This window comes from Chromobacterium vaccinii, assembly GCF_001855275.1.
Taxonomy (GTDB): domain Bacteria; phylum Pseudomonadota; class Gammaproteobacteria; order Burkholderiales; family Chromobacteriaceae; genus Chromobacterium; species Chromobacterium vaccinii.
Genome location: NZ_CP017707.1, coordinates 449,987 through 468,572, shown reverse-complemented (window position 1 = coordinate 468,572; position 18,586 = coordinate 449,987). Strand labels below are relative to the sequence as shown.

Sequence of the window (18,586 nt, the reverse complement as noted above, 5' to 3'; positions counted from 1 at the left end):
GCATGGCCAAACTGTTTTTCCGATACGCCGCGATGAACAGCGGCAAAAGCACCCAGCTGCTGCAGATCGCCAACAACTACGAATCGATGGACAAGAAGGTGGCGCTGTACACCAGCGCCATCGACGACCGCTACGGCGTGGGCCTGATCACCTCGCGGTTGAACATCCAGCGGGAATCCAACACCTTCGACGCCGGTTTCGATTTCCTGGCTCACGATTACGGCGACACCGCCTGCGTTCTGGTGGACGAAGCCCAATTCATGACGCCTGAGCAGGCGCAGCAAGTGCACCGACTGGCGCACAACCGCAATATACCGGTGATCTGCTTTGGCTTGCGCACCGACTTCCAGGGCCATCCCTTCCCCGGCTCGGCCTGGCTGCTGTCGCTGGCCGACGACGTGGAAGAGATCAAGACCATCTGCCATTGCGGCCGCAAGGCGACGATGCATATCCGCATCGACGGCGCGGGCCAACGGGTGAAGGAAGGCCCGCAAGTGGAAATCGGCGGCGAGGCGCGCTATCGCGCCGTGTGCGGCCGCTGCTTCCACAACGATTAAGCCCGCGCAGCAGCCGTAATCCTTGGGCCGGCCAAGGCCGGCCCGTTTTCATTCCATCCGCACATAGGCCCGCAAGCGGTGGCCATCCGGATCCAGCGCCGTGAAGGTACGGCCAAAATCCATATCCGTGATGGGTTGCAGAATGCGCAGCCCCTGCGCCCGCCAGTCGGCGAGGCAAGCATCCAGCGCGGCGAAGTCCTCCATCTGCACGATCAACTCCCCGCCTCCGCCCATCATCTCGGCGGCAGGCTCCGCCGTGTGCCGAGACCACAAGCCCAGCCGCATGCCGGACGCGAACTTGAACATCGCAAAGGTCGGCGACAACTCGATAGGCTGCAAATCGAACAAGCGTGAATAGAAATCCGCGCTGCGCGCCGGCTGGTCCACGTACAGAATCACAAAATCGGGGTGTTGCATGACAGCTCTCCTTGAGTGAACGCCGAACTCGTTTCGGCATGCAGTCATGCTAAGCCAAGCTGCTGTCAGTTTTTGTCAGTAGTGAATGTTTTGCGATTATGACAATATGATCATCCCGGCTGCAAACAACAGTCAATTCACAGACTACCTCCCAGATAGTGGCCCCCTCGCGCCAATCCTGGCTTGTCTGGCCTGGCTGCAAAGCCACAGGGAGCAGGCGAACTGGCCGGCGTAAACAAGGATGGCTCGACCGAATATTTCTACGCCATCGACCTTTCCCCAAACTGAAGGAGCCAACCCATGCCCTACGTCAACGTGCAGATCACCGCCGGCGCCACGCGCGAACAGAAAGCCGCGCTGGTGAAAGACATCACCGACTCGCTGGTCCGCCATCTGGGCAAGAAGCCCGGGCACACCCACATCGTGATCCAGGAAATCGCTGAGGAAGACTGTGGCTACGCCGGCCAGCTGACCGATGACTGGAAGCGCCGGCAAGGTTGAGCATTTGGTGAAGGAGAGCTGGCATGCGGCATCATCACCGCCAAATAGCAGGCGATACGGCGCAACCCTGCCTGGTCTTCCTGCATGAAGGGCTGGGCTGCGACGCGATGTGGGGAGCCTTCCCCAGCCAGTTGTGCGAGGCGACCGGTCTCGCCGGCCTGGTGTATGACCGCCAAGGCTATGGCCGGTCCGCGCCATTGGATCGCACGCGCACCATCCACTACCTCCATGAGTATGCGTTGAACGAACTGCCATCCGTATTGGAGGCGCTGCTGCCTGAGCGCGACTACATTTTGATCGGACACTCGGATGGCGGCAGCATCGCGCTGCTGCATGCGGCCGAGCAGAGTCCAAGGCTCAAGGCCGTCGTCACCCTGGCCGCCCATGTCTTTGTCGAAGGCATCACGCTTGCCGGCATCCGGCGGGCTAGGGAAGCCTGGGATGCCGGCAAGCTGACCGGCTTGGCCCGATTTCACGGCGACAAAACGGAACCGCTGTTCCACGCTTGGGCCGACACTTGGCTCAGTCCCGGATTCGCCTCCTGGAACATCGAATACGCGTTGCCCTCGATATCCTGCCCGACGCTGGCCTTGCAAGGCGAGCATGACCAATATGGCAGCGCGGCGCAGCTCGACGCCATTGCCGGCAAAACGCAGAACGGCCGCCAGCTGATGCTGCCGAACTGCGGCCACAGCCCGCACCAGGAAGCGCCGCAAGCCACGCGGGATTCAATCGCCGGCTTCATCGCCGAGCATTGCCGCCATTGATTCGCATCTCAAAGGCAAAACCATGTTGTTCACCGAAATGCCCGTACTGGACCACCCTGATGCCATCCTGCGCCCGCTGTATCCTGACAATGTCCTGGCCTGGTACGACTACCTGACACTGCCGCAGGTGTTCGAGCACATCAGCTGGAACGTGCGGGCCCAGTCCGAGCTGGAACACTACGCCTGGCAGCCGGAGCAGTTCACCGAGGCCAGCGCGCTGCGCTTCGCCATCGCCGGCCGCGCTGGCGACCGCCTGCTCGGGACCATCGGCTTCCATACCGCCTCCTCGGTCAATGCCAGCGAGGAAATGGCGTATGATCTGTCCCCCGCGGCTTGGGGCCGCGGCATCGCCACGGCCGCTTGCGCCAGCCTGCTGGAATGGGGACACGGCCATATCGGCCTGGCCCGCATCCAAGCCACAGCGCTGCCGGAAAATGCACGCTCCATCCGCGTGCTGGAGCGTGCGGGCTTTCAACGCGAAGGCCTGCTGCGCAGTTACCGCAAGGTGCGCGGCCCCTCGCGGGACTTCTGGATGTACAGCCACATCGGATAGGAAGAAACGATGATCCAACTCGCCCGGCAAGACCAGGAAATAGAGCATTGCTTCGCCGTGATGCGGCAACTGCGGCCGCATCTGCAGGCAGACGCCTTCGTCGCAACGGTGCGCGCCCAGATGGCCGAAGGCTATCAACTGGCCTATCTGCGGAACGGCGACGCCATCGCCTGCGTGGCCGGTTTCCGCATCCAGCGCACGCTGGTCGCCGGCAAGAGCTTGTATATCGACGACCTCGCCACCGATGAAACCATACGTTCACGCGGCCACGGCGCGGCAATGATGGCTTGGCTGCGCCAGCTGGCCGTGGCCGAAGGCTGCGGCGAAATCCACCTGGACTCCGGCGTGCAGCGCCACCGCGCCCACCGTTTCTACCTGAACCGCAATATGGACATCGTCGCCCATCACTTCTCTGAATTGCTCAAACATGACTGAAACGGTCACCATCATCCCGCATCAAATGCGCTGGGCGGACGAGTTCGAAGCCATCGCGGAGAGATTGCGCGCCGCGCTGGGGAGCCTGGCCCTGAGAATCGACCATATCGGCTCCACCTCGGTGCCCGGTCTGGCAGCCAAGGATGTGATCGACGTTCAGATCACGGTGGAGGAACTGGACGAGAACGTTCCCCAAAGCCTGAGCGACGCCGGCTTCGTCCTTAAGCCATTCAACCGCGACCACTTGCCGCCCGGATTCGACGATGTCGGCGAGCAATGGCGCAAGTTCTTCTTCCGCGAGCAGGAGGGCGAACGCCGCGCCCACATCCATGTGCGGCGGGTGGGCGCGGCCAATCAGCGCTACGCCCTGCTGTTCCGCGACTATCTGCGCGCCTATCCGGCAAGCGCCGCGGCTTACGGCGAGCTCAAACGGCGCTTGGCTGCAGGCCTGGCCGACCCGGACAGCTACCCGGACGTGAAGGACCCCGCGGTGGACCTGATCTATCTCGCGGCCGAGCAATGGGCGGAACAGACCGGCTGGCAGCCTGGCGCGTAGCCTGGGAATGCCCGCGCAGCCGCCATTCCAGGGCTGCCACTCGGGTGGAAAAGACTACTGACAGGAACTGGCAGCGGCATCGATTACCTTTGGGCAACCCGCAAGACCCGCCGGGTCCGGGATTCGTTTCCAAACCTACCTAGGCAATCCGATGAAACGCGCCATCACCATCATCACAGAAAATTTTTCCGACTGGGAAACCGCGCTGATCAACTCCTCAGCCCGCGGCTATTACGGCTTCGACATCAGCTTCGCCGCGCCCGGCGGCAAGCCTGTCATTTCCTCCAGCGGCCTGATGGTCACGCCCCATCTGGCGGTGGAGGCCATCCAGCTTGAGCGGCTGGACCTGCTGATCGTTTGCGGCGGCACCATCTGGCAAACCCCGCAGGCGCCGGACATCGCCGGCCTGGTTGCCGCCGCCTGGACCGGCGGCGCCGTCGTCGCGGGGATTTGCGACGGCACCCGCGTCTTGGCACAGGCCGGCGTGCTGAGCCGCGTGCGCCACACTTCCAATTCTGCGGCGAACCTGGCGCTGCCCGGCTATGCCGGCGCCAGCCTCTACCAGGATGTGCCCCATGCCGTCGGAGATCAGGGCGTCGTCACCGCGCCGGTCACCGCCCCGGTGAGCTTCATGGCGGAGATCCTGGCGGCCCTGGACATCGGCGGAGCCGACCTGGACGCCTATCTGGCTCAGCACGCGGCCGAGCACCGCCGACGCTGAGCGCCTGGGGTCAAGACGCGTCGACGGCGATGCCCAGCTGGAGCCGCCACTCCTTCAGCAAAACCTGGCGGCGGCGCGGATAGCGTTGGTCCAGGCTGTCGCACTGCCGTATCCTGTCGCAGCGGAAATGGCGGAAGTCCTGGCGCAATTCGCACCAGGCGGCCAGCACCTGCGTCTTCTCGAAAAAGCCTAGCGCAAATGGCCACACCACCCGCCGGCTGTCGCCGCCGTCGGCGTCCCGATACCGCAGTTCCAGCTTGCACTGGCGGCGGATGGCGTCGCGCAGCGCGGCCATGTCCACCTCGATGGCCGGCGCCGCGGCCGGGCCCACCAGCAGCGTCTCATCCTCCAGCCGCCGCCTCAGATCGTCGGGCAACACGGCCGCCACCTTGGCCAGCGCATTGCCGGCGGCGCGGGCAAGCCGGGAGTCGGCCCGCTTCTCCACCCAGCGCATGCCCAGCACCAGCGCCTCGATCTCTTCTTCAGCGAACATCAGAGGCGGCAGCAGGAAGCCCGGGCGCAGCAGATAGCCGATTCCCGGCTCGCCGGCGATATCCGCGCCCTGCAGCTGCAGGCTGGCGATGTCCCGGTAAACGGTGCGCACGCTGATGCCCAGCTCTTCAGCCAGCGTCTGCGCCGTGACCGGCCGGCGATGGCGGCGCAGCAACTGCAGCAATTCCAGCAAGCGTTCCGAGCGCGCCATGGATCAGGCTATCGCCGGATAATCGCCCAGGCCGTCCGGCCACGGCGTCAGCACTTCGAAGCCGTGGTCGGTCACCGCCACCATGTGCTCCCACTGCGCCGACCAGGACCCATCCTGCGTCACCACGGTCCAGCCGTCGCCCAATTGGCGGGTGCCGGCCTTGCCTGCGTTGATCATCGGCTCGATGGTGAACACCATGCCCGGCCTCAGCTTCAATCCAGCCCCGGGCCTGCCGTAATGCAGCACCTCGGGCTCTTCGTGGTAGACCTTGCCTATGCCGTGGCCGCAATACTCGCGCACCACGCTGAAGCCTGCTGCCTCGGTGAGGGTCTGGATCGCATGGCCGACGTCGCCCAGCGTGGCACCCGGCCGCACCGCGCGGATGCCGGCGCGGGTGGCGTCATAGCAGGCATCCACCAAGCGCTTCGCCTCGGGCGATGGCGCGCCGACGAAATACATCCGGCTGCTGTCGCCATGCCAGCCGTTCTTGATCACCGCCACGTCGATGTTGACGATGTCGCCGTCGCGCAGAATCTGCTTCTCCGACGGAATGCCGTGGCACACCACCTGATTGACCGATGAGCAGATGGTCTTGGGATAGCCGTAATAGCCGACATTGGCCGGCTTGGCCTTCTGTACCTTGACGATGTATTCGTGACAGCGCGCGTCCAGCTCCTCGGTGCTGACGCCGGGCTTCACGTGCTCGCCTATCATCGCCAGCAGCTCCGCCACCAGCTTGCCGGCCTCACGAGCCTTGGCCACTTCGGCCGGGGATTTGATCGTCACCTTGCTCATCGCGCCGCCTCCGCCTGTCGGCGCAAATCCAGGCCGCCGCCATCCTGCCCCGCCTGCAGCAGCAACTGGCAGATCTCGCTGTAGCGCAGATCCGGATTCAGCTCGGCCAGCATGCCGATGCGCAGCCAGTGCTCGGCCTGGGAATTGATGGAGCGGCTCAGCGCCTCGCTGGCGGTACGCAGATTGTCATGCATCTGCTCGGAAATTTTGACGATGCCCATGGCTCGCCTCCAGTAAGCAAACAATATATGAAACGTATATTAATAATTGCATGACGCCCTGACAAGCGCGGATACCGATGGGCTATGGGTCAAAATATTAGAAATATTACTTATTTATATTAATTATATAAATTATATCAATACATGATCAATGATAAGCTTTGACCATCATCAAGGCGCAATCGTCATCATAATCGGCAAAAACGCAGCAAATTCAGCTTAAATAAAGGAAAAATGTACTTTGAAGCGTATTTGCTGACTCACGCCCCATTCTGACGCCGCGCCCAGCCAAGGAGTAGGAAAATGAAAATCCGCATGCTCGTTGCGTCGCTCTGCCTGGCCTGCGCGGCCGCCGCGGCGGCCGCCAGCCCAACCCAATGTGAAAACAAGCGCTACACGCTACAGCTTCTGGGGTCTGGCGGCCCCATTTCCGACGATGGCAGAGCCTCATCCGCCTCGCTGATCTGGTGGAAGAACAAGCCGGTGGCGCTGATCGATGCCGGCGGCGGAGCCTACCTCCGCTTTGGCCAGTCCGGCGCCCGGCTTGAGGATGTCAGCTTCATCGGCCTGACCCATTTCCACACCGACCATGTCACCGACCTGCCGGCCTTGCTGAAGGGCAGTTATTTCTTCCGCGCGCCGCACCAGATTGATATCGCGGGCCCGACCGGCGGCGCGGGCTTCCCCAGTCTGAGCGGCTTCATGCGCGCCCAGTTCAATGCCAAAAACGGCGCCTACGCCTACCTGTCCGGAATCTATTCCGGCAGCGGGGACATTCCGCTGAAAGTGAAACTCGCCGATGTGGGCTACCACAAGGCAATGCCCACCAAGGTATACGACAAAGACGGCATTACCATCAGCGCGCTTGGCATTCCTCACGGCAAGGTGCCGACGCTCGCGTATCGCATCGATACGCCCGATGGACGCATCGTGATCTCCGCCGATCAGAACGGCAGCAATCCCAACTTCCTCGAATTCGCCAAAAACGCTGACATCCTGGTGATGCCGCTGGCCATCGACGAACAAGCCGACCCGGCCTCGGCTTTCCTGCACGCCAAACCGTCCGCCATCGGCCGCATCGCCGCAGCGGTAAAACCCAAACAGCTGGTGCTGAACCACTTCATGGGCAAGAGCCTGCGGGTGAAGGATCAATCCATCCGGATCATTCGGAAACTCTACTCCGGCCCGATATACGCCAGCCGCGACCTGTCGTGCTTCCCAGTGCGCTGACTTCCAAAAAACCTGAATTCCGTGAGGCCCAATATGAAAAACCAGATCATTCTTTCCATTGCCATGACATCGCTGATCGGCCTGAACGCCGAGCCTGTGCTGGCCGAGCCTTCTCAGACCACAAAAACGGTGCAAAGCGAAAGCGGCAACGGCGGCAAATGCGCCAGCGGCAAATGCGGCACGGTGAAAATGTACGAGAAAGCCGACATCCAGCACGACCCGCAAGACCAGTTGGTACGCGCCCGCGATGGCAAATGCGGCAAGACCGGACAAGGCATACAACCTGTTCCGCCCCGCTGTAAGATGGTGGAGGGGGTATGCGGTCAATAAGCCCCACTGCCATCGGCGTCGGGCTGCGCGCCGAGCACGCGCAATGGCTGGCCGATCAAGATCCGCAGCCCGGCATCGACTTTCTGGAACTGACGGTGGAAAACTGGCTGGACGTCGGCGGCCGCAAACGCGAGCAGCTTGAGCGGCTATCGGGGAAATACCCGCTGGTCGCCCATGGCCTCAGCCTGTCGATAGGCGACACGCTGCCGCTGGATACGGACTTCCTCGCGCGGGTGAAACGTTTTCTCGATCGTTACCGGATCGACATCTACAGCGACCACCTGAGCTACTCCCGCGACAGGCAGGGCTATTTGTACGATCTGCTGCCCATACCGCGCTGCAAGGAAATGGCGGAGCGGATCGCGGCCAAGATCAAACAGGCGCAGGACATTCTGCAACGGCCGCTGGTGCTGGAAAACATCAGCTACTACCACTGCCATGCCGGCCAAATGGACGAGGCCGTCTTCATCCACCGCATCCTAGAGCAAAGCGGCTGCCAGATGCTGCTGGACATCAACAATGTCTACGTCAACGCCGCCAATCATGGCTACGACCCGCAAGGCTTTATCGCCAGCCTGCCGTCGCCGGCCATCCGCTACTTCCATATTGCCGGCCACTGGCGCAGCGACGATGGCGTGCTGATCGATACCCACGGCGCCGCGGTATGCGGCGAGGTGCTTGAACTGGCGCGACAGACCGTAGCCCTGCACGGCCCGCGGCCACTGGTGCTGGAACGGGACAACCACATCCCCTGCTGGCCTGAGCTGCGAGACGAAGCGATCGGGCTGCGCAAATGGATAGGCCAGCCGGCGCCTCAGGCCGCCTGAGCAGAAAGGATATGTCATGAACACCCATTCAACGCTGGAAGCGGGCCGGCGCTTCAACCGACTGCTGCGCGCGCCCCAAACCGATGCCGGCGAGCTCACGCCGGCCATCAAGCTGTACCGGGATTTCCTGCGCAGCAATATCGAGGAGGTGGTGAAGCACGTATTTCCGCTGTACTTCAGCCAGGTCGACGCCGCCACCCTGCGCCGGCAGGTAGATGGCTTTCTGGCGCACCACTCGGCCAGCGCGCCGGAATTCCACCACATCGCCACCGAGTTTCTGGTTTTCATGCAACCCACTGCTCCCGCCGCGCTGCGGCAGTGCCTGGAGTACGAGTGGGTGCTGCTGAAAGCGGAGGTCGACCCAGCCGTGGTCGAGCCGCCAAGCGGGGAGCCGCTCGACGATGCCATCCTGTCGCTCAATCCCACGCTGACCTGCATCGAGCTGGATCTGAAAGCGGCGGGCCTGTCAGGCGCATTCGCCATTTTCCGCGACGCCCGCCACCAGGTGCGACAAAAACCTTTGAACCGTTTCGACCGCCATGTGCTAGCTGGACTGGAAACGCCGCGCTGCTACGCGTCGCTGAAAGCCGCCTGCGCGATCGCGGACGCTGCGCCGCTGCGCCAATGGCTGCTTGACGCCATCGCGACCGGACTGGTCCAAACACGCCAGCCGAGCATGACATCCATGAACGGAAGCCCGCGCCGCCCGGCCGCAACACAAGGAGTATGAAAATGATTGCCAAAATAATGAACGGATTCGACCGGGCGGTTGCCGCCTGCCAACAATATGACTTCATCGCCCTGCTGGGCATCCGGCTTTACCTGCTGCCGGTGATCTATGTCGGCGCCCATTCGAAGGTTGTCGGGTTCAGCGCAGCGGTCGCCTGGTTCGGCGCACCGGCCAGCGAGGGCGGCCTTGGCCTGCCGTTTCCGGTGGCGTTTGCCTTCCTGGCGGCGGCTACCGAGGTATTGGGGCTGCTATGCATCGCGCTAGGCTTGTTCACCCGCGTCATGGCCATCCCGATGATGGTGCTGATGAGCGCCGCCAGCGCCATGGTGCACTTGCCGCGCGGCTGGCTGGCCATCGCCGACAAAAGCATGGAATCCAGCCAGCGCTTGGCCGGATTTCTGTCCTGGCTGGCCGAGAACTTCCCAGGCCGATACAACTACATCACCGAACTGGGCGACCCGGTAATCCTGAATAACGGCATCGAGTTCGCCGCCACCTACTTCATCATGCTGCTGGTGTTGTTCTTCTACGGCGGCGGACGCTACATCAGCGCCGACTACTGGCTGCGCCGGCACCTCGCCAAGTAAGCGCCCTCGACGCCTCCACCATAAATCGCATCACGATGGCCGGAACCGCTCACCGCGGCGGGTCCGGCCATTTTTGCGTCCGCGCGCATGGGACTTCACTCCATGACGCCGACGCGCCCCGGGAGAACCCATGAACGGATTCGATGCGCTGACACTGGCGCGCCTGCAATTCGGCGCCAATATCAGCTTCCATATTCTCTTTCCCAGCATCAATGTCGCGCTGGGCTGGCTGCTGATGTTCTTCAAGCTGCGCTATACCCAAACCGGCCGTCAGGGCTGGATGGACGCCTACGCCTTCTGGATCAAGGTATTTGCGCTATCGTTCGCGCTGGGCGTGGTGAGCGGCGCCACCATGAGCTTCCAGTTTGGCACCAACTGGCCTGGTTTCATGCGAGTGGTCGGCAATGTTGCCGGACCCTTGCTGTCCTACGAGATCCTCACCGCCTTCTTCCTGGAAGCCACGTTTCTCGGCGTTATGCTGTTCGGGCGCTCGCGGCTGTCCGAACGAGCCCATACCCTAGCCACCCTGTTGGTGGCGTTCGGCAATACGCTGTCCACGTTCTGGATTCTGACGCTGAACTCCTGGATGCAGACGCCGGCGGGTTTCAAGATGGTCAATGGCCATGCCGTGGTGACCAGCTGGTTCGATGTGATCTTCAACCCCTCTGCGCCATACCGCTTCGCGCACATGCTCATCGCGTCCGGCCTCACCGCGGCGTTTCTGCTGGCTGGCCTGTCGGCCTATCGCCGACTGAACGGCTACGCCAGCGAAGGCAACCGGCTGGCGCTGAAAACCGGCGTCTACGCCGCCGCCCTGCTGATTCCGCTGCAGTTTGTGGCGGGAGACTTGCACGGCCTGAAAACCCGCGAAGTGCAACCGGCCAAACTGGCGGCGATGGAGGGCGTCTGGCGCACCGAGCGATCCGCCCCGCTGCTGGTATTCGCCCTGCCTGACGAAGACACGCACAGCAACGACCATGCGCTGGGCATTCCCGGCCTGGCCAGCTTGATCCTGACCCACGAGACCACCGGCGAAATCAAGGGGATTAACGAGTTTGCCCAGCATCCGCCGGTGGCAAAAGTGTTCTGGAGCTTCCGCGCCATGGTGGGCGTCGGCGCCCTGATGTTTCTCACGTCCTGGCTGGCCGCCTGGCAGTTGAGAAAGCGCGGCACGCTGTCGAGTGCAACGCTTCGCATATTGACCCTGATGACCTTCTCCGGCTGGATCGCCACCCTGGCCGGTTGGTATGTCTCCGAAATCGGCCGCCAACCCTGGCTGGTCAATGGGGTGCTCACCACAGCAGAAGCCGCTGGCGGCGCCACGCCAGCCATGCTCATGTCCAGCCTGACCATGTATCTGGCGCTGTATGCCGCTCTGGTCGCCGCCTACGTGGCAGGCTTGTTTCACATGGCCAAGAAGGCGGCCTGTCCGACAGGCTCGCCGCGGCTCCAAGAAAAACAGGAGAAGTTCGCATGCCGCTAGATTACTGGCTTCCCATCATCTTCGCCGGCCTGCTCGTCCTGGTGATGATCATTTACGTCATCCTGGACGGCTACGACCTTGGCATAGGCCTGCTCCTGCCCAGCGTGGAGCGCGCCGACAAAAACCGCATGATCGCCACCATCGGCCCCTTCTGGGATGCCAACGAAACGTGGCTGGTACTGGGCATCGGCCTGCTGCTTTCGGCCTTCCCCGCGGCGAACTCATTGGTGTCTTACGAGCTGTATCAGCCGCTGGCCCTGATGCTGGGCGGGCTGATCATTCGCGGCGTCGCCTTCGACTTCCGGGCCAAGGCGCCCGATGGGCACAAGGCCTGGTGGGATGCCGCCTTCTTCGCCGGCGCCTTGATGGCATCAGCCATGCAGGACCTGATGCTGGGCCGCTACCTGACCGGCTTCGCCAACGGCTGGGGCGCCTGGACCTTTGCCTGGCTCTGCGCCGCCGGCTTATGCGCCGGATACGCCCTGCTGGGCGCCTGCTGGCTGATACTGAAAACAAGCGGCCCATTGCAGGCGCGCGCCTACGGCTGGGCCGGACGCGCGCTGCTGGCAACCAGCCTGGCGGCCGCGCTGGTATCGATTGCCACCCCGTTAGCCAGCCCGTCCATCGCCGCCAAATGGTTTGTCCTGCCGCATTTCCTGCTGCTGATTCCGCTGCCGCTGACGGCCAGCCTGTTATCCGCCCTGCTGTGGTGGCTGCTGCCGAAACTGGCCAAGCGCCAAGCGCGCGGCGACGACCGCTATTGCTGGACGCCGTTTGCGTTATGCGTGGCCATCGTGCTGCTAGCGTCCTGGGGCTTGGCCTACAGCATCTTCCCCGACATCGTGATTGAACATCTATCGATCTGGCAGGCCGCGAGCGATGCCGAGGCGCTATGGGCGATACTGGTGGTCGCCATCGTCGTGCTGCCGGCGATAGCCGCCTACACCGCCTTCGTCTACCGCATCTTCCATGGCAAGGCGACGGACGAACTGAGCTACCATTAGCCCAAACCCAGTCACCCAACATGCGGACTGTGGCCTGAACCCCACAGCCGCATGCCTGATTTTCCAGGCTTTCCCTTCCTGCAAGCCAGCATGTCGGACACAATCCTTGCAATTCCATTTGATATTGTACAAAATCAAATCATGGAAACTGACAAGCCCAAACAGCGCGGCGGCAAACGCTCAGGCGCCGGCCGCAAGTCCGTCTTCGGCGGCGACAAGACCGTCGCCCTGCGCGTGCCGGAGCCGCTAAAGCCCATCCTGCAGCAATGGCTGGACGATTATCGCAGCTGGCGCACCGCCAACAGCGCGCAGGCATTCGACTTCCGCACGCTGGGCGCGCAGCTGAGCGAGTTGTCGCTGCCGCTGTTCGCCGGCAGCGTGCCAGCGGGGTCTCCGGTGGCGGCGGACGACCTGAAAGAAGCCGACATCGACCTCAACACCCATCTGGTCAGCCGCCCCGGCGACACCTTCATGGTCAAGGTCAAGGGCGATTCGATGCAGGGCGCCGGCATACACGACGGCGACCTGCTGCTGGTGGAGCGCGGCCGCGAGCCGCGCAACGGCAAGGTGGTGGTGGCCGTACTGAACGGCGAACTGACGGTCAAGCGGCTGGAGCGCGGCCCGCAAGGCATCCGCCTGCTGCCGGAGAACCCGGCCTACCAGCCGATAGAAGTGCCGGAAGACTCGTCGTTTCATATCTGGGGCGTGGTGACCAATGTCATCCACAAAGTGGACTAGCGCGAAGGAGACTGCAATGGGAAAGCTCAACGACAGCATCAAGATGAAGTTCAACGACTGGAAGCGCCTGCCCCGTCCTTACCGCGCGATGATCGCCGGCCAGCCTCAGGTGCTGATCAGCCGCACCGGACGGGACTTTTTCGTGCCGGTCCAGTTTGTCTGATGTCTGCCTCATCACGCCCCTCGCCGAGCCGCGCCATGGCGCGCCGCTCTGCGCAACACCCACTCATTCGCGCGCCTGATCTACGCGGCGCACATCTCTAGGCGCGCAGCGCGAGGCAGCCTGACAAGCCACCGGCAAGCCTCTCGCCGGGCGGCGACAACGGAATCATCTGCCACAGGTCCGAGAAACATCGCGAGCCAGGCCTTTGCTCCCTGCGGCGCGCTTCAATGCTTGTTCAATCCAAAAAAGCTGCGGATGCGATCCACCAGCTCGGCCCGCCTCGGCGCATCGCCTTCCGCATCCAGCGCCGAGTCCGGCGCGCGGTTGCGCTGCTCTTCCAGCCGTTGCGCCAGGATGGCGGAAATGGTTTCAGCCAACTCCTTGCGCGACACCAGGATGGATTGGAACGCATCCTTGTCCAGCCTCAGGCATTCGACATTGGAACGCGCGATCACCGTGCTGGAACGCGACTCGCCGGTCATCAATCCCATTTCGCCGAAAAAACTGCCCGACTTCAGCACATCCACCAGTTTGCGGCCGCTGTCCGGCATTTCCACCCACACCTCGACCTCGCCCGACAGCATGATGTAAAGCCAGTGCGCCACCGCCCCCTGGTGCATGATGATGTCGCCGGTGACGAAGGGGGTGAATTTGAGCTGGTCGGCCAGCACCACCATTTCCTCGTCGTTCAAGCTAGACAGCAGCTCCACTTTTCTCAGTGCCAGCACCCGCTCCTCCAGGTGCCGCTTCATCCGCGCCTCGATGTATTTCTCGTTTTCCTTGATGGTCAGCACATTGTAGTAAGGCGAGGCCATGCGCAGATTATGGCGCCGCAACGCGGCGTCGATATGGGTGCGGACAATGGAGTCGGTATAGTCGTCGGCGGCAAGATCGGTCAGCCAGTAACGCACCGCGTAGCGGGTATAGCCATTCTCAAAGCCCATTAGTATGCAATTGGGCGCGGGCGTCGCCGCGACTCCAGGCAATTGCGCCTCGCGCAGCGATTTCTCCACCACGCCGATGATCTGCGTCGGCAGCGTATCCCAATTGATATTGAACCAGACCCAGCGCCGCCACTGCTGCGGATTGCCGCGCCGCTTGCCCAGGATGGAGAAGTGGTTCTTCATCAACACGCTGTTGGGAACCACCACCGTCTCCCAATTGCGCGTTTCCACGGAAGTGGCGCGCCAGTTGATCTCCACCACCCTGCCCACCAGATCTCCGCTCTTGATCCAGTCGCCGATCTCCACAGAATTGTCTATTTGCAGGGACAAGCCCGCCAGAATATTGCCCAGCGTATCCTGCATCGCGAAAGCAAGCACGGCGGTGATGACGGCGGATGTCGTGACGATATGGCTCAAATCCAGGCCCGCGAGCCTCAGCAGCACCAAACCCCAGGCGATATAGCCCAGCACCACCAGGATTTCCTCCAGGATGCGGGGCGGATGGATGCGCAGCACCGGCAGCAACAGGCGGAACAGCAGCATCGCCCATAGCCGGATCATAGCCAGGCCCAGCACGATCACGGCAGTCTGCCTCACCCACTGCCCGGACTCGGTCGGAGGGCTGACATTGACCACCAGCAAGCCGATCAGCGCGATCAGCAATGTGCTCAGCACGCGTTTTCGGCTGTCGGCATGGGTTATGTACAGCAAAATGGAGAGGGCCGCGGCAATCGCGACAAAGACTGTCAAGGAGCCATACCAGACAGCGGGGATCAGCTTTTCCAGCCAACTGACAGCGGGTGGGGTGTCCATGCTTGTTCCGACATGATTTTTTCTAATTATTAGTTCATGATTGCGGATAAAAAAAATCCCTCCCGTGAGGGAGGGGTGCAAGGTATCGGGGAAGTGTAAGATCTGCAGCCAGGCAGGCCGGCAGATGTTACAGCGCGCTGCTTTACCAAAGCAGCACGCGTTTTGATGTTAGCAACTGTTTCCGCATTGCGGTATGAGTATATTTACTTAACTTGCCTTGCAATCAGAATATTCTCTATCTTTTCAGACTCTTGCTCGCGCCTTACCGCTTCAAACAACTGTTCGGCCTCCGGCCAGGTGCGCTTGAGCAAGCCCAGCCACTGCTTGAGTCTGGCCGCCGGATAACGCTCTTCCCCAGATTTCTGCCGGCACATCCGGAAGAATTCAAGCACCCACGGCATCATCTCGCTCCAGGGCATGGGTTCGGCCGAACCACCGGCAGCGATGCGCCGCGCCAGATCCGGACAGGCCACCAGCCCGCGGCCTATCATCACCGTGTCGCAGCCGCTCTCTTCCCGTATCGCGCGGTAGTCCGCCATCGTCCAGACTTCGCCATTTGCCGTCACCGGGATGTCCACGCTTTCGCGAATGCGCGCGATCCAGTCCCAGTGGGCTGGCGGCTTGTATCCTTCCACCTTGGTGCGGCCGTGAACGGTCAACTCGTCGGCGCCGGCGCCGGCTATCGCCTGCGCGCACTCGAGCGCCAGGCTCTTGTCCTCGAATCCCAGCCGCATCTTGGCCGTCACCGGCACCGCCGACGGCACAGCGCGGCGAACCGCGGCTACAATCTGGTGCAGCAGTTCCGGCTCCTTGAGCAAAACCGCCCCGCCGCGGTGGCGGTTGACCGTGGGAGCAGGGCAGCCGAAATTCAGGTCTACCCCGGGTGCCCCCAGGCTTGCCGCTTTGGCGCCGTTCTCGGCCAAGCAAGAAGCGTCGGAGCCCAGCAACTGCACCCGCACCGGCACGCCGGCCTGGGTATTGCCTTGATTGTCGAGCTCCGGCGCCAGCCTCATGAAGGTGCGCGCGGGCAGCAACACGGAGGTGACGCGCACGAATTCGGTCACGCATAGATCGATGCCGCCCACGCGGGTCAGCACGTCGCGCATCACATCGTCAACCAGGCCCTCCATCGGGGCAAGCACCAGCTTCATTGTCTAACCTGCTGAAAAAGGGCGTTATTGTACCCCAGCGCCGCCCAGCCATCACGGAGATTGTAGATGGACATACAATTGAGCATCGCCACCCCGGAGTCGGTCTCAGACTGGCTGCCGCTGTTCGCCGCCTACCTGGATTTCTACCGGGTCCATCAATCGCCGGGGCCATGCCGGGAATATCTGAGCGAACGGCTGCGCCGCCGCCAGGCCGTGGCCTTTCTGGCCAAGCGCGATGGGGCAGCCGTGGGTTTTGCGCTGATGTATGCCGGATTTTCCTCGCTGTCGCTGCGCCCCTGCTGGATGCTGCACGACCTTTACGTCGCCGCCGACGCGCGCCGGCATGGCGTCGGCAAGCTGCTGATCCTGCGCTGCCAGCAATACGCGCGGGACATGGGCGGCGGCGAGATCATGCTCCAGACCGCGCATGACAATCTGGGCGCGCAGCGCTTGTATGAGAGCCTGGGCTTCGTGCTGGACCGCGACTTTCGAGTTTACAACTGGAGCAGCGGCGATTCTTGACGCTCCGGCCACGCTGCGGCATCCTCGCCCACCCGCCGGCCAATACACAGGAGGAGCCCCGCATGACAGCGCCAGGAATCTATCAGCATTACCGCAACCGCCAGCTTTATCAGGTTCTCGGCACCGCCGAACACTCGGAAACCCGGGAGCCGCTGGTGATGTACCGCGCGCTGTATGGCGACTACGGCCTGTGGGCCCGCCCCGCCGGGATGTTTGAGGAAATGGTGGAGCATGAAGGCCGCCAGATGCCCCGTTTCAGTCTGGTGAAAGCGCTGTAGACCGGCGCGATGCGCATCTACCGGACCGACCAGTTTGCGCTGCCCCTGCCGGCAGGCCACCGTTTTCCCGCGGAGAAATACCGGCTGCTGGCCGAGCGGGTATCGGCCTTCGCCGCCGACCGGATGGAAACGGCGCCGGCGGCGACCCGCGGCGAGCTGCTGCACGCTCATCATCCGGACTATGTCGACGCGGTGCTGAACGGCACGCTGGACGCCGCCGGCCAACGGGAGATCGGCTTGCCTTGGTCTCCGGAGCTGGCCGAACGCAGCCGCCGCTCGGTCGGCGCCACCGTGGCGGCCAGCCGCGCGGCTCTGCTGGAAGGCTGCGGCGTCAACCTGGCCGGCGGCACCCACCATGCAGGGCCGGATCGCGGCAGCGGCTTTTGCGTATTCAACGACATCGCGGTGGCGTCGATGCTGATGCTGGCGGAAGGCCTCGTCCGCCGCGTCCTGATCCTGGATCTTGACGTCCATCAGGGCGACGGCACCGCCGCCATCGCCGCCGGCGAGCCCCGCATCTTCACCTTTTCCATGCATGGCGCGCGCAACTTTCCCTTCAGCCGCGTAGACAGCGACTGGGACATCGACCTGCCGGACGGAACGGAAGACGGAGATTATCTTGGCGCGCTGGAGCGCGCGCTGCCGGACTTGTTCGCTCGAGCCAGGCCCGACCTGGTGTGCTATCTGGCCGGCGCCGACCCCTACCGCGGCGACCGCCTGGGCCGGCTGGCCTTGAGCCCGCAAGGCCTGGCCGAGCGCGACGGCATGGTGATGGACACCTGCCGCCGCCGCGACGCGGCGCTGGTCGTGACCATGGCGGGAGGCTATGCGGTGCCGATCACGGACACAGTGACAATACAGGCCGAAACGGTCAGACTCGCGTGTGAGATTTTCGGCGCTGGTCCGACCAATCGCTGAGCGCCGCTGATCATGCCGCCAGCCCGGAGCCGTTTCGGATCGCGCGGCCGGCCGGCGTCAGCCGCGCCGCATTCCCATACCCAGTTGACACAGGAGTTCATCATGGAAAAAGCAATTCTGGGCGGCGGCTGCTTCTGGTGCCTGGACGCGGCCTTCTCCCGGCTGAAAGGCGTGGAGCGGGTGGTTTCCGGCTACTGCGGCGGCCACACCGACAATCCGGACTATCGCCAGGTCTGCTCCGGCGACTCCGGCCACGTGGAAGTGGTGGAAATCGATTACGATCCGTCCCGCATCGACTACGCCACGCTGCTGCAGGTGTTTTTCGCCGTGCACGACCCCACCACGCTGAACCGCCAGGGCCACGACGTAGGCACCCAATACGCGTCGGCGATCTTCTATCAGGGCGACGCTCAACGCGAATGCGCGGAGCGCGTCATCGGCGAGCTGATCCGCGAACAGGTGTTCGATGCCCCCATCGTCACCCGGCTGGAGCCCGCGCCCCGTTTTCACCCGGCCGAGGCCCACCACCAGAACTACTACGAGCAAAACCAGCAGCAGAATTACTGCCAGCTGGTGATTTCTCCCAAACTGGCAAAAATCCGTAGTCGATTCTCTCATTTGTTGCAAAACTAACGGGCGGAT

General features: G+C 62.9%; 26 protein-coding genes. 20 read left to right on the top strand and 6 right to left on the bottom strand.

The window, feature by feature from the left end:
- Positions 1-2 precede the first annotated feature (2 nt).
- The gene (locus BKX93_RS02265) at positions 3-557 is read left to right on the top strand and encodes a thymidine kinase (RefSeq protein ID WP_046156485.1); all 555 of its coding nucleotides are present in this window, start codon (positions 3-5) and stop codon (positions 555-557) included.
- Positions 558-605: 48 nt separating this feature from the next.
- Here BKX93_RS02265 and BKX93_RS02260 read toward each other — a convergent pair whose 3' ends face one another.
- Positions 606-974: a VOC family protein gene (locus tag BKX93_RS02260; protein ID WP_046156484.1), complete on the bottom strand. Its 369-nt coding sequence runs from the start codon at positions 972-974 to the stop codon at positions 606-608.
- 300 nt (positions 975-1,274) lie between these two features.
- On the opposite strand from BKX93_RS02260, the gene BKX93_RS02255 reads away from it, so the two are divergent.
- The 6 genes from BKX93_RS02255 to BKX93_RS02230 all read left to right on the top strand — a co-directional run bounded on the left by BKX93_RS02255 (position 1,275) and on the right by BKX93_RS02230 (position 4,507).
- The gene (locus BKX93_RS02255) at positions 1,275-1,475 is read left to right on the top strand and encodes a tautomerase family protein (protein ID WP_046156483.1); all 201 of its coding nucleotides are present in this window, start codon (positions 1,275-1,277) and stop codon (positions 1,473-1,475) included.
- A gap of 23 nt (positions 1,476-1,498) precedes the next feature.
- The gene (locus BKX93_RS02250) at positions 1,499-2,242 is read left to right on the top strand and encodes an alpha/beta fold hydrolase (protein WP_046156482.1); all 744 of its coding nucleotides are present in this window, start codon (positions 1,499-1,501) and stop codon (positions 2,240-2,242) included.
- A 22-nt stretch (positions 2,243-2,264) separates the two neighbouring features.
- Positions 2,265-2,795 (top strand): GNAT family N-acetyltransferase, encoded by a 531-nt coding sequence (locus BKX93_RS02245; protein ID WP_046156481.1) that lies wholly within the window; start codon positions 2,265-2,267, stop codon positions 2,793-2,795.
- Between the two features lie 9 nt (positions 2,796-2,804).
- Positions 2,805-3,230, top strand: coding sequence for a GNAT family N-acetyltransferase (locus BKX93_RS02240; protein WP_046156480.1), 426 nt, complete (start codon positions 2,805-2,807; stop codon positions 3,228-3,230).
- A complete protein-coding gene (locus BKX93_RS02235; RefSeq protein WP_070978525.1) occupies positions 3,223-3,786 on the top strand; it encodes a GrpB family protein in 564 nt (187 codons plus the stop codon). The genes BKX93_RS02240 and BKX93_RS02235 overlap by 8 nt, the downstream gene beginning before the upstream one ends.
- 151 nt (positions 3,787-3,937) lie before the next feature.
- Entirely contained in the window at positions 3,938-4,507 is a 570-nt protein-coding gene (locus BKX93_RS02230) for a DJ-1/PfpI family protein (protein WP_070978523.1), read from the top strand.
- Positions 4,508-4,517: 10 nt separating this feature from the next.
- Here BKX93_RS02230 and BKX93_RS02225 read toward each other — a convergent pair whose 3' ends face one another.
- Genes BKX93_RS02225 through BKX93_RS02215 form a run of 3 tightly spaced genes read right to left on the bottom strand, consistent with a single transcriptional unit; the run spans position 4,518 to position 6,226 of the window.
- Complete coding sequence (locus BKX93_RS02225; RefSeq protein WP_021476800.1) at positions 4,518-5,210, bottom strand: helix-turn-helix transcriptional regulator; 693 nt, start codon at positions 5,208-5,210, stop codon at positions 4,518-4,520.
- Positions 5,211-5,213: 3 nt separating this feature from the next.
- Positions 5,214-6,005 (bottom strand): type I methionyl aminopeptidase, encoded by a 792-nt coding sequence (gene map / locus BKX93_RS02220; protein ID WP_070978521.1) that lies wholly within the window; start codon positions 6,003-6,005, stop codon positions 5,214-5,216.
- Complete coding sequence (locus tag BKX93_RS02215; protein ID WP_046166645.1) at positions 6,002-6,226, bottom strand: ParD-like family protein; 225 nt, start codon at positions 6,224-6,226, stop codon at positions 6,002-6,004. The genes map and BKX93_RS02215 overlap by 4 nt, the downstream gene beginning before the upstream one ends.
- 303 nt (positions 6,227-6,529) lie before the next feature.
- On the opposite strand from BKX93_RS02215, the gene BKX93_RS02210 reads away from it, so the two are divergent.
- The 9 genes from BKX93_RS02210 (at position 6,530) to BKX93_RS25020 (ending at position 13,318) form a co-directional block, all read left to right on the top strand.
- Positions 6,530-7,456: an MBL fold metallo-hydrolase gene (locus BKX93_RS02210; protein WP_046166644.1), complete on the top strand. Its 927-nt coding sequence runs from the start codon at positions 6,530-6,532 to the stop codon at positions 7,454-7,456.
- Between the two features lie 33 nt (positions 7,457-7,489).
- Positions 7,490-7,786: a hypothetical protein gene (locus BKX93_RS02205; protein ID WP_070978519.1), complete on the top strand. Its 297-nt coding sequence runs from the start codon at positions 7,490-7,492 to the stop codon at positions 7,784-7,786.
- Positions 7,774-8,613 carry an MbnB/TglH/ChrH family RiPP precursor modification enzyme gene (locus tag BKX93_RS02200; protein WP_070978517.1) on the top strand — a complete coding sequence of 280 codons (840 nt, stop codon included), beginning with the start codon at positions 7,774-7,776 and terminating at the stop codon, positions 8,611-8,613. The genes BKX93_RS02205 and BKX93_RS02200 overlap by 13 nt, the downstream gene beginning before the upstream one ends.
- Positions 8,614-8,629: 16 nt before the next feature.
- Positions 8,630-9,343, top strand: coding sequence for an HvfC/BufC family peptide modification chaperone (locus BKX93_RS02195; protein ID WP_070978515.1), 714 nt, complete (start codon positions 8,630-8,632; stop codon positions 9,341-9,343).
- Between the two features lie 2 nt (positions 9,344-9,345).
- Positions 9,346-9,930, top strand: coding sequence for an HvfX family Cu-binding RiPP maturation protein (locus tag BKX93_RS02190; RefSeq protein ID WP_070978513.1), 585 nt, complete (start codon positions 9,346-9,348; stop codon positions 9,928-9,930).
- A gap of 130 nt (positions 9,931-10,060) precedes the next feature.
- On the top strand, positions 10,061-11,413 hold the full coding sequence (locus BKX93_RS02185) for a cytochrome ubiquinol oxidase subunit I (RefSeq protein ID WP_070978511.1): 1,353 nt from the start codon (positions 10,061-10,063) through the stop codon (positions 11,411-11,413).
- The gene (locus tag BKX93_RS02180; RefSeq protein WP_070978509.1) at positions 11,404-12,417 is read left to right on the top strand and encodes a cytochrome d ubiquinol oxidase subunit II; all 1,014 of its coding nucleotides are present in this window, start codon (positions 11,404-11,406) and stop codon (positions 12,415-12,417) included. Before BKX93_RS02185 ends, BKX93_RS02180 begins: the two co-directional genes overlap by 10 nt.
- Positions 12,418-12,558: 141 nt before the next feature.
- The gene (locus tag BKX93_RS02175; RefSeq protein ID WP_046156469.1) at positions 12,559-13,155 is read left to right on the top strand and encodes a LexA family protein; all 597 of its coding nucleotides are present in this window, start codon (positions 12,559-12,561) and stop codon (positions 13,153-13,155) included.
- A gap of 16 nt (positions 13,156-13,171) precedes the next feature.
- Entirely contained in the window at positions 13,172-13,318 is a 147-nt protein-coding gene (locus BKX93_RS25020; RefSeq protein ID WP_021476793.1) for a hypothetical protein, read from the top strand.
- 224 nt (positions 13,319-13,542) lie between these two features.
- Here the strand turns inward: BKX93_RS25020 and BKX93_RS02170 are convergent, their stop codons facing one another.
- Together BKX93_RS02170 and BKX93_RS02165 are read right to left on the bottom strand one after the other, a co-directional pair.
- Positions 13,543-15,075: a mechanosensitive ion channel family protein gene (locus tag BKX93_RS02170; RefSeq protein WP_070978507.1), complete on the bottom strand. Its 1,533-nt coding sequence runs from the start codon at positions 15,073-15,075 to the stop codon at positions 13,543-13,545.
- A 203-nt stretch (positions 15,076-15,278) separates the two neighbouring features.
- Positions 15,279-16,226, bottom strand: a complete 948-nt coding sequence (locus BKX93_RS02165; RefSeq protein ID WP_070978506.1) for a tRNA dihydrouridine synthase — start codon at positions 16,224-16,226, stop codon at positions 15,279-15,281.
- 66 nt (positions 16,227-16,292) lie between these two features.
- Between BKX93_RS02165 and BKX93_RS02160 the strand changes: the two genes are divergently transcribed.
- From BKX93_RS02160 to msrA, 4 genes are all read left to right on the top strand, one after another.
- The gene (locus tag BKX93_RS02160) at positions 16,293-16,748 is read left to right on the top strand and encodes a GNAT family N-acetyltransferase (RefSeq protein ID WP_083340400.1); all 456 of its coding nucleotides are present in this window, start codon (positions 16,293-16,295) and stop codon (positions 16,746-16,748) included.
- A 62-nt stretch (positions 16,749-16,810) separates the two neighbouring features.
- On the top strand, positions 16,811-17,026 hold the full coding sequence (locus tag BKX93_RS02155; protein WP_021476789.1) for a DUF1653 domain-containing protein: 216 nt from the start codon (positions 16,811-16,813) through the stop codon (positions 17,024-17,026).
- 9 nt (positions 17,027-17,035) lie between these two features.
- Positions 17,036-17,944, top strand: a complete 909-nt coding sequence (locus BKX93_RS02150; protein WP_070978504.1) for a histone deacetylase family protein — start codon at positions 17,036-17,038, stop codon at positions 17,942-17,944.
- A 102-nt stretch (positions 17,945-18,046) separates the two neighbouring features.
- The gene (msrA, locus tag BKX93_RS02145; protein WP_046156466.1) at positions 18,047-18,577 is read left to right on the top strand and encodes a peptide-methionine (S)-S-oxide reductase MsrA; all 531 of its coding nucleotides are present in this window, start codon (positions 18,047-18,049) and stop codon (positions 18,575-18,577) included.
- Positions 18,578-18,586: the final 9 nt, after the last annotated feature.